This window comes from Hoyosella subflava DQS3-9A1, from assembly GCF_000214175.1.
GTDB classification, from domain to species: domain Bacteria; phylum Actinomycetota; class Actinomycetes; order Mycobacteriales; family Mycobacteriaceae; genus Hoyosella; species Hoyosella subflava.
The window spans coordinates 2,760,646-2,769,387 of sequence record NC_015564.1 but is presented as its reverse complement, the minus strand read 5'-3'; the positions used below and the strand labels follow the sequence as shown (position 1 = coordinate 2,769,387).

Below are 8,742 nucleotides of genomic sequence, written 5' to 3'. Positions count from 1 at the left end.
CCACCAAGTCACGTGGACCTCACTTATCAACAGCCTGTGATTTGAGACTCACACAGTGTAGCCACACGACTTTCTGACCGCACAGCCGCAGGGACCCTGTGAACCGTCCGTGCGGTGTGCTTGGATGTGATTGTTGCCGTGCGAAGGGGGCCTCAGTGGAGCGAATCGACGGTGTGGGAGCCATGCTGTACTACCTCTTCGAGGAGCCGCATCGCAGGGCAGTGGTGGCGATGTACGCGTTTGACACGCGCTCCGCTCGTGCAGTTCCGGCGACCGTCGATGAGCTGACCGACTACGTAATGACACAGATCGGAGACCAGCCGCTACTTTACCGGAGGCTCGTTCCGACACCGCTGAACCTCGACAACCCGGTGTGGGTGGCCGACGCAGCCAAGCCCGGTCGTGGCCGGGTCTCCGCCCGCACTGTGCGGGGGGCAGGAACGTGGGATGACACTGTCGCCACGCTGGCCGCGATCGCGTCAGAACCCGACGCGTGCGAGGTGCCGTTGGAAGTCATCCTGCTTGACGGGGTGAATGCGCATCCGCAACTGCCTGAAGGCGCAGTTGTCGTGGCGTTGCGCACGGACCATGCGGCGATGGACGGTACCGCCCGCGCGGCACTTGAGCGGCAGCTTTTCACGCCCGAACCGGCGCGGTGGCAAACTCAGCCTCCCGTCGCGTACACCGACGAGACAGGAATACCGTCCCGTTTGCTGATCTTCCTCACGGCGCTGATGCTGATGCTGGCGCGCATCGTGGCATTCGTTCGGCTCGCGGGCGAAGCACGCCGCATCGGAAAGGAAACGGAGAAGGCGCCACCGGACACGTGGGTGTCCTCAGCCCTGGACACGGGCCCGGACGAACCCAACCGCGTCAACGAGTTCTTCACCGTCTCGCTCACAACGGTCAAGAAAGCCCGCGCTGCGGTACCAGGGGCGACAGTGAACGACGTCGTGACGGCGGCGGTTGCCACAGCCGTGCGGTACTACCTCGAGGAAATCGGGGAACTTCCCGAAGAACCTCTGCGGTGCTTCATTCCGATCGCGGTACCCGCGGCATCCGGCCGGACCGAAGGCAACCACATCACCCGTGGCACAGTCCCGCTCTGGACCTCGATCGACGACGATGCTGAACGGCTGCGCTGCACGCACGATTCCATCGCGGCCGTGAAAGCGAGAGTCGCGAGCGGTCCGCAGATCGCAACCGAGCGGGCTGCTCTCACACTGTTCGCGCCACTCGCCGCGCGCGGCCACCGGCGTGACACGGTAGAAGGACGCGGCGCGAACACGGTCGTCACCAACGTTTTCCGCGGCCCGCAACCGCTGTACCTAGGAGACGCCCGCTGCGTACGGACCCATATCGTGTCGGCGCTCAACAAAGGCGCGCCACTCTCACATCAAGTCACCAACCTCGAAGGGGAGCTCATGGTTTCCCTGTCTGGCGGAGCGGGAGCGCTGCGCCACCCGCAGCGCTATCGTGAGCTGCTCGAGAGGGCATTCAGCGATCTCGCCGGGCTAACTGACCTTGTGCGCAGGCCCGCTTAGTTTCCGGGTGGAGCCCAGCGAACGGCGTGCACGAACTGTGGGTGCGGGTCGCGCACGTCCATCCGCGACCCGTCGATGCGGAGTTCGGCGTTGAACAGCGTCCTCGCGCTCACTGAACGCAGTGACACCACTGCACCCACCACGCAGATGAGTCCGCCGAGGAACGGAATGATGAAGCCGATGGGCGTGTGCGGGAGGCCTGCGGCAACCCAGAACACGAACAGTGAAACGATGCCGAACAGCGCAATCAAGGTCGCACGCCACAACCGGAACGTCCGCTGGCGCAAGCACGTCTCGCACAGTGGAAAATCAGCGTGGAGCCATGCTTTGCCACGCTGCCGTTCAGCGATCCGGTTCAGGACGTTGCGTGGTCGATGCTCCAACAGCGTGAACTTCACTTTGGGCCGTGACTCGACGATGAACTCGCAGCGCCGGGCTTGTGGCTGCCCGTGCGGAATGCAGACGTCCGGAAGTTCACCGACGAGTTCGTAAGAACCAGGTGCGATGTCAGGATGCCGCGAGTAGCGAAAGCTGCGATCCTCCTCGGTCAGCTGTATCGGCTCAAGCGGCCGCAACGGATACTGCAACTGCTTGGTGGCCGCATCCCATTGCACCCACGAAGCCGTCCACAAATCGATCTCCCCCATGGAGGCAGTATCGGGCGACCGGACGAAAAGAGCAAAGCGGACTCCCGTTTGTCCGATTGACACCGTGACGCGGCTCGGACAGAATTCACCTGCCGCTGGGGGAGGCGGCGACTCACAACACAATGGGGGAATCAATGGCAGAACTCGCCGTCGATTCAGCAGAGATCGAAAAGTTCGCACGTGGCGTGGCTGACCTCGCCGCTGAGGCGGATGGTGCTGTCGACTACGTGCACACTTGGGTCCAGATCCGTTCTGGCCAGGCAGGCTACATCTTCCGTCACATACTGGGCACGGTCAGCGACACGCGGGGCGTTCTGACATCGAACCACGAGAAGATCGCTCGCCTGAGTCGTGAATCGGCTACCGGACTGGAATGCACGGCGCAGCACTATGCTGCGGCGGAGGCGGAATCACGGGCGAGAATCATCCATGCCGGCGCTCCACTCGCCCCGCTGACTGGCGCTGGGCGATGAGCGCCCGTCCGTTAGACGCGCTGGCACCTCCCGTCGCTGTGGACCCGATCCCCGACATCCTCGAGAATGCCCTCGGATTCACTCAATATGTGAGCCCCGCGTACTGGCTTGGTATCGCGGTCGATACTGTGTTCGACTTCGATCCATGGCAGCAGATTGCGGAAGCAATCGCGGGGGACTGGGAATCGCTGCAGCGAGCGGGTCTCTCGCTCGCGAACATCGCAGAGTTCAACTCTCGCTTCGAGAACGTTTTGAACGACGGTTCTGGCGTGCTGGCCAAATCGTGGGCAGGCGAAGCGTCCGATGCTGCGCGGCATTACTTTGCTGATCTCGCGCAGTCGGTCGGGGGTCAGTCGGCCGCAATCGCGAGCATCGGTCGACAGTTGCAGACACTCGCCGTCGGAATGTACGAAATGTCGCAGGTGATCAGCAGCCTGGCGCGCGCCCTGGTGGACTACCTGATAATGCTCGGCATCGAATTAGCGGCAACGGCAGGCCTGACCATGACGGGTGCTGGAGTGCCTGCCGCCGCAATCGTCGGCGCCGCCGCCTACTACCAGATCTACAACATCCTCCACATGTGGCAGAAGATCGCGAACTGCATCGACAGTGCGTGGAACCTGGCGCAAACAACAGTGGGTTTGACCGCCGGGCACTTAGGCGCGGTAAAGAGCTATCCGCTCAAAGAGCTGCCCCAAGCACCGTACGGGGGAGCCGAGAGATGACGAGCGACCCATACGAACCGCTCGATATCGCAGGCGGCAACGTCGGACTATCACTGCATCTCGAAAGCTCGCTGCGCCGGATCGCGGCATCTGCAGCTGACGAGAACGTGAAACGGCTCATCGCAGAGGTTCTCGCCCGCCGGATGAGCGTTCGTGAGCTCGCTGTCACCGACGCGTTTAACACGCTCATGATGCCTGTCATGCGGACATTCGCGCAGAACTACAAGCAACCCGACAGCGAGACACTGCGGCAGCATGCCGCAGACATGGAGCTGCGCCTAGCTGAAGGTGGATAACCCTGCTAACGGGAATCCATCAGCGTGCGTCAACAAAACCCCTGGTTTTTCGTGGGTTCTGTTGACCTGTGCTGATGAATTTGGGTGGGGGTGCGTCCTCTTCGCTCGAGCCCCGTCCGTATGCGCCACCGCCCCCTCCCGGAGTGTCGCCGCCGCCCTTGTGGGGCAGAGAATCTCACCTCCGCGAGCTTTTCGGCGCTGGGATAACGGAGCCGACGTTCGAGCGACGAACCCTCGCCACGCCCGCGCAGATCACCACACCGGCCGCATTCCGCGAGTTCTTTAAGTCGAACTACGGCCCGACTATCGCCGTGTACAACTCGCTCGGCGCCGAACCAGGCCAGCAATTCGCGCTCGACCAGGATCTCGAACGATTCCTCACCAACTCGGCCGCCCGCATCTCGGACACGCCTGCACGGTGGGAAATGGAATACACGCTGTTCACGGCCGTAAGACGTAAACCGTGTCTCCACCTGCGGCTAGTGACATCCGCAGGTGGAGTCGGTCTTTCCGGGCGACCCGCAGTTCGCTGCGGGCGTGTAGTCCATCGGCATTCCTCGCGCTCGGGATTTCATGCCCGACACTGTGATCCCTTCCCGCTCAGCGGCCACGACCTGAGTGACACCGTCGAGGTAGATGAGTTCTAGCGCTCGCCGGGTTGCAGGTGATAGTCCGCTGAGCATGGGCCGCAGACAGTTGGCGAGTTCGCGCTTCACGTCATCGTCGGCCCGGTGCGGGTCGGAAATCCGGCGCCCCACGAATGCGTGTACTTCTGCGCCGAAGCGCCACCTGGTCAGAAGGAAAGGCTAGCGGTGCCTGGTTCGAGCCCTTCCGAGCCGAAAATGCCAGAGTCGTCCATCACTGCGCCCGGAACCAGGTCGGATTGCGCGAGGCCGAGCGTCTCCGCGCAGAGGGGGCACACGATCACGGTTCCACCTTTCTCGATGAACTCGCTGAACTGGTGTTTGAGCGGAGGTTCGGAAGCGAAGTTCAACGACTCGGGCAGGTCAGTCCGAGCGAGGTTTGGGCCATGGACGTCGAGGAACAGCGTGACCGGTCTGTTCGCGGCAAGTGCGCGGTTGGCCATGCTGATGGCTAGGTTGGCACGCCAGAGATCTTCTTCGTCGTAGGCCGTTCCTTCGCCTGGCCCGGGTCCGGCGCTCAGCTGGATGAAAACGCGGTCCGACAGTTCAGGGGCGTTTGCCGAGGTCACCGAGGTGCACCCCGTGACACTCAGGGTGGCAGCGATCAATATGAGTAGTAGCCAGCGCGGCGTGGTGACTGTTGGCACGAGTGGCTCCTCAGGATTGTGTGGCTAGACACATTGTCCCCTCCGAATCCATCTGCGGAGGTCAATAGAAAAGCCTGGTTTTAGGCAGTTTCCGTTGACCTGTGCAGATGGATTCGGAAGGGGGAGGAGGAGGGGGTGGTCATCCCTCGATGTAGGCCATCACATGCTTGACGCGGGTGTAGTCCTCGAACCCGTAGCCGGAGAGGTCCTTACCGTAACCAGAGGATTTGAAGCCACCGTGCGGCATTTCGGCGACGAGCGGGATGTGGGTGTTGATCCAGACGCAGCCGAAGTCGAGGTCGCGGGAGAGACGCAGAGCGAGGGAAATGTCTTTCGTCCAGACGGAGGAGGCGAGCGCGTATTCGGTGCCGTTGGCGTTTGCGAGCACCTCAGCTTCGTCGTCGAATGACTGGACGGTGATGACGGGGCCGAAGACTTCGTTCTGGACGAGGTAGTCGTCCTGCTTCAGTCCCGTGATAACGGTGGGCTCGATGTAGAAGCCACGGTCACCCTGGCGTTTGCCGCCGGTAGCGATTGTGGCGTGTTCCGGTGTCGTACCGATCATTTCGAGGACACGGTTGAACTGGTTCACGTTGTTGAGCGGCGGAACGAGAGCGTCGTCGTCGAAACGGCCCTTCTCATATGAGGTCCGGATCGACTCTGCCTGCTTCACAAGGAGGGCCACGAATTGATCGTGCACACTGGAGTGCACGATGACGCGGGTGGCGGCGGTGCAGTCCTGTCCGGCGTTGAAGTATCCCGCGACGGCGATGCCTTCGGCCGCTGCGTCGAGATCTGCGTCAGGGAACACGAGCACGGGTGCTTTGCCCCCGAGTTCGAGATGTACACGTTTCAGTGACTCGGACGCTGCTGCCGCGACGTTCTTGCCTGCCGCGACGGATCCGGTGATTGAGACCATCTGCGCGGTGGGATGTTTGACGACCAGTTCACCTGTCGTGCGGTCACCGCACACGATGTTCAGTACGCCAGGTCCGAAATGTTTGGCGGCGAACTCCGCAAGCATGACTGCGGTGACGGGTGTGGTGTCGCTGGGTTTGAGGACGACGGTGTTCCCGGCGGCGATGGCAGGGGCGAGTTTCCAGATCGCCATCATCATCGGATAGTTCCACGGTGCCACCTGGCCGATCACGCCGATCGGTTCGCGGCGGATGAACGAGGTGTGCCCGGCCATGTATTCGCCGGCGGACCGTCCTTCGAGGTTGCGGGCTGCGCCAGCGAAGAACCGGATCTGGTCGACCATCGCTGGAAGCTCCTCGGAGAGCGTCACCGCGACGACCTTGCCGGTGTTGCGGCTCTCCGCTTCGGCGAGTTCCTGGGTGTGTGCCTCGACCTCGTCAGCGAAACCGAGCAGCGCCTTCTGGCGCTCACCGGGAGTGGTGAGCCGCCAGCGCACGAAGGCTTCAGCGGCAGATGCGTAGGCTCGATCGACGTCGGCTTTGCCCGAGTTTGGTGCTTCACCGTACTTTTCGCCGGTGGAGGGGTCGATGATGTCCAGAACACGGCCGTCGGTGCTGTCGGTCTTTTCGCCGTGGATGAAGTTGGTGACCTTCACGAAGTCGTTCATGGTTGTTCCTCAGGATTGCAGGGTCGGGATGATCTGCTGGGCGGTGCGGGTGCCGATGCGGACGGCACCGTCGACGTGCTGGAATCCAGCGCCAGCAATGTCGGACGACGCGAAATACAGGGGCCCGACGGGGTCGTTCTGGTCGGGGCCGTACCGGTGCAGGCCGCCGAGGTCGTAGCTGGTGGCGTACGCGCCACGGGTCCATTCTTCTGTGCCCCAGTCGGATTCGTAGTACACGACGGGGTGCAGTGCTTTCTCGCCAAGCGCGTCCGCGATCGATTCGAGGATCGCCTGTCGCCGCTCATCCGCGCTCAGGGTAAATGCCTGGTCTGCCTTCACGTCAGGCACGAAGCCGACGAGGGTGCCGCGGGTGTCGCCGTGGTTGGTGTTGTCGTACACCTCCTGCACGAGGCCCTTGGGGTTGAAGCAGGTTCCGGAGAGACTGTCTTCACGCCAGAACGGGGTGTCGTAGACGGCGTGCACCTTGATGACGAGCCCCATGGACTGGTGCTGGTGCATCTGGTGCTGACGGCGGGGCAGTGGCGGGTTGTACGAGATGCGGCTGTACAGGTTGGGCGGTACGGCGACGATCACACGTTTTCCGGTGACGGTGACGCGATCTGATTCGACGGTGATCGGCGCGTCCGGGTGGTCGAGTCCACCCCAGGTGATGCTGCGAACGGGGCTATCGAGGATGACATCGTTTCCGAGTTCTTCGGCCATCCGCAGGGACACGGACTGCATTCCTGTGACGACACGCTTGTCGAGGATGAAGTCTTCATCGAAGAGGTGGGCGAAACTTCCCGCGGAGGCGCCCATGAAGGCGGCCTGCAATGCCGAGAACGCGTGGGCGGGTTTGGTGAGCATGCCGCCGGCAAGGAAGAGTGCGACGGTTTCGCAGGCCGCTTCGTCGCCGGAATGCTGGGCGAGCCAGGAGGACAGTGAGACGGAGTCCAGTTCAGCGGCGCGCGGGTGCTGCCAGGGAGCTTCGGGATCGATCTCTTTCGACAGTTCGTCGATGAGTGCGACGAGCCGGTTGACCTCGGCGGTCGTGGCTTCACCTGCGGGAATATCGTCACCGGAGAAGCGGACGCGCTCGCCATCGGGGCGGACGAAGATGTTTTCACCCTCCCGGTAGCGGGAAAACGTTTCGAGGCCGAGCTCGCCGACGAGATCCAGGAGAGCGGTTTGATCAGGTGAGATCCATTGGCCGCCAACCTCGAGCGTCGCACCGTCGATGTCGGCGGTCCAGGTACGGCCGCCGACGCGGTCACGGGCCTCGATCACGGTGACGGAGGCCCCAGCCTTCTTGAGTGTGCGGGCTGCGCTGAGACCGGTTGCCCCGGCGCCGATGATGATGACGTCGGATTCTCTACGGGGTACTGTCATGATTCCTCACTAAATGAATGCTGTTCATTAAACGGTAGCGTGTGTGGCCGTGGTAATACAAGGGGGAGTTTGTGTTCAGTGCCATATTTATGTGAAACGGGGGTGATTCCGTCGGACAGCGACAACGGGCGGACGTCGCGACGCTCTTCCGGGAGACGTGCGGGACGGCCAGCTACGAAAGTGCTGACGCCCGAGAAGATTGTTGCGGCAGCGCTCGACGTGATCGAGGTTTCGGGGGATAGGGGCCTGACAATCAGCGCGCTGGCCAAGCGTTTGGGTGTTGCGCCTTCCGCGCTCTACAACCACGTTTCGTCGAAGCGGGACCTGCTGATCCTGGTGCAGGACGACGTCATCGAGCGAATCGACTATGGGTGTTTCGAGACGCTTCCGTGGGCCGACGCGGTTCGTCAGTGGGCCCGGTCCTCCCGGGACGTGTTCGCTACGCACGGTCATCTCATCCCGATCTACGCGGTGATTCCCGTGACAAATTCGAGAGCGATTCTGCGGATGTACGAAACCGTCGCCAAGGGCTTTCTGGCGGCGGGGTGGCACGAGGGTGACATCGTTCATGCGATCGTGTCGATTGAGTCGTTCGTGCTGGGATCGGCAATGGACGCCAACGCGCCGGAAGACATGTATGACATCGGTGATCTCAGTACGGAGTTCCCGGTGTTCTCTTCGGTTGTTGCTGGTACCCGGGAAGACGCCTCGGGCCGAGCGGACGTCGCGTTCGAAATCGGCCTCGAGGGTCTGATCGCCGGACTAGAGGTGTGGCGATCCCGGCAACAATGA

General features: G+C 62.4%; 10 protein-coding genes. 5 read left to right on the top strand and 5 right to left on the bottom strand.

Translation table 11 applies throughout. From position 1 onward, the window contains the following. The first annotated feature begins 155 nt into the window (after positions 1-155). Complete coding sequence (locus AS9A_RS13110) at positions 156-1,544, top strand: wax ester/triacylglycerol synthase domain-containing protein (protein WP_013807522.1); 1,389 nt, start codon at positions 156-158, stop codon at positions 1,542-1,544. Here the strand turns inward: AS9A_RS13110 and AS9A_RS13105 are convergent. Beyond that, positions 1,541-2,191 (bottom strand): hypothetical protein, encoded by a 651-nt coding sequence (locus AS9A_RS13105; RefSeq protein WP_013807521.1) that lies wholly within the window; start codon positions 2,189-2,191, stop codon positions 1,541-1,543. The genes AS9A_RS13110 and AS9A_RS13105 overlap by 4 nt on opposite strands. 134 nt (positions 2,192-2,325) lie before the next feature. On the opposite strand from AS9A_RS13105, the gene AS9A_RS13100 reads away from it, so the two are divergent. The 3 genes from AS9A_RS13100 to AS9A_RS13090 are packed head-to-tail and all read left to right on the top strand — an operon-like array spanning position 2,326 to position 3,685. After that, a complete protein-coding gene (locus AS9A_RS13100) occupies positions 2,326-2,664 on the top strand; it encodes a type VII secretion target (RefSeq protein WP_013807520.1) in 339 nt (112 codons plus the stop codon). Beyond that, positions 2,661-3,389: a hypothetical protein gene (locus AS9A_RS13095; protein ID WP_049793727.1), complete on the top strand. Its 729-nt coding sequence runs from the start codon at positions 2,661-2,663 to the stop codon at positions 3,387-3,389. Before AS9A_RS13100 ends, AS9A_RS13095 begins: the two co-directional genes overlap by 4 nt. Continuing rightward, positions 3,386-3,685, top strand: a complete 300-nt coding sequence (locus AS9A_RS13090; protein ID WP_013807518.1) for a hypothetical protein — start codon at positions 3,386-3,388, stop codon at positions 3,683-3,685. The genes AS9A_RS13095 and AS9A_RS13090 overlap by 4 nt, the downstream gene beginning before the upstream one ends. Positions 3,686-4,164: 479 nt before the next feature. Here AS9A_RS13090 and AS9A_RS24645 read toward each other — a convergent pair whose 3' ends face one another. The 4 genes from AS9A_RS24645 to AS9A_RS13070 form a co-directional block, all read right to left on the bottom strand. Beyond that, on the bottom strand, positions 4,165-4,368 hold the full coding sequence (locus tag AS9A_RS24645; RefSeq protein WP_237707955.1) for a sigma factor-like helix-turn-helix DNA-binding protein: 204 nt from the start codon (positions 4,366-4,368) through the stop codon (positions 4,165-4,167). A 110-nt stretch (positions 4,369-4,478) separates the two neighbouring features. Then, positions 4,479-4,976, bottom strand: a complete 498-nt coding sequence (locus AS9A_RS13080) for a DsrE family protein (protein ID WP_041451077.1) — start codon at positions 4,974-4,976, stop codon at positions 4,479-4,481. Between the two features lie 139 nt (positions 4,977-5,115). Then, positions 5,116-6,561, bottom strand: coding sequence for a gamma-aminobutyraldehyde dehydrogenase (locus AS9A_RS13075; protein ID WP_013807514.1), 1,446 nt, complete (start codon positions 6,559-6,561; stop codon positions 5,116-5,118). Between the two features lie 9 nt (positions 6,562-6,570). Continuing rightward, positions 6,571-7,950: a flavin monoamine oxidase family protein gene (locus AS9A_RS13070; RefSeq protein WP_013807513.1), complete on the bottom strand. Its 1,380-nt coding sequence runs from the start codon at positions 7,948-7,950 to the stop codon at positions 6,571-6,573. A gap of 102 nt (positions 7,951-8,052) precedes the next feature. Here AS9A_RS13070 and AS9A_RS13065 point away from each other — a divergent pair, with 102 nt between their 5' ends. Beyond that, positions 8,053-8,742 carry a TetR/AcrR family transcriptional regulator gene (locus AS9A_RS13065; RefSeq protein ID WP_237707815.1) on the top strand — a complete coding sequence of 230 codons (690 nt, stop codon included), beginning with the start codon at positions 8,053-8,055 and terminating at the stop codon, positions 8,740-8,742.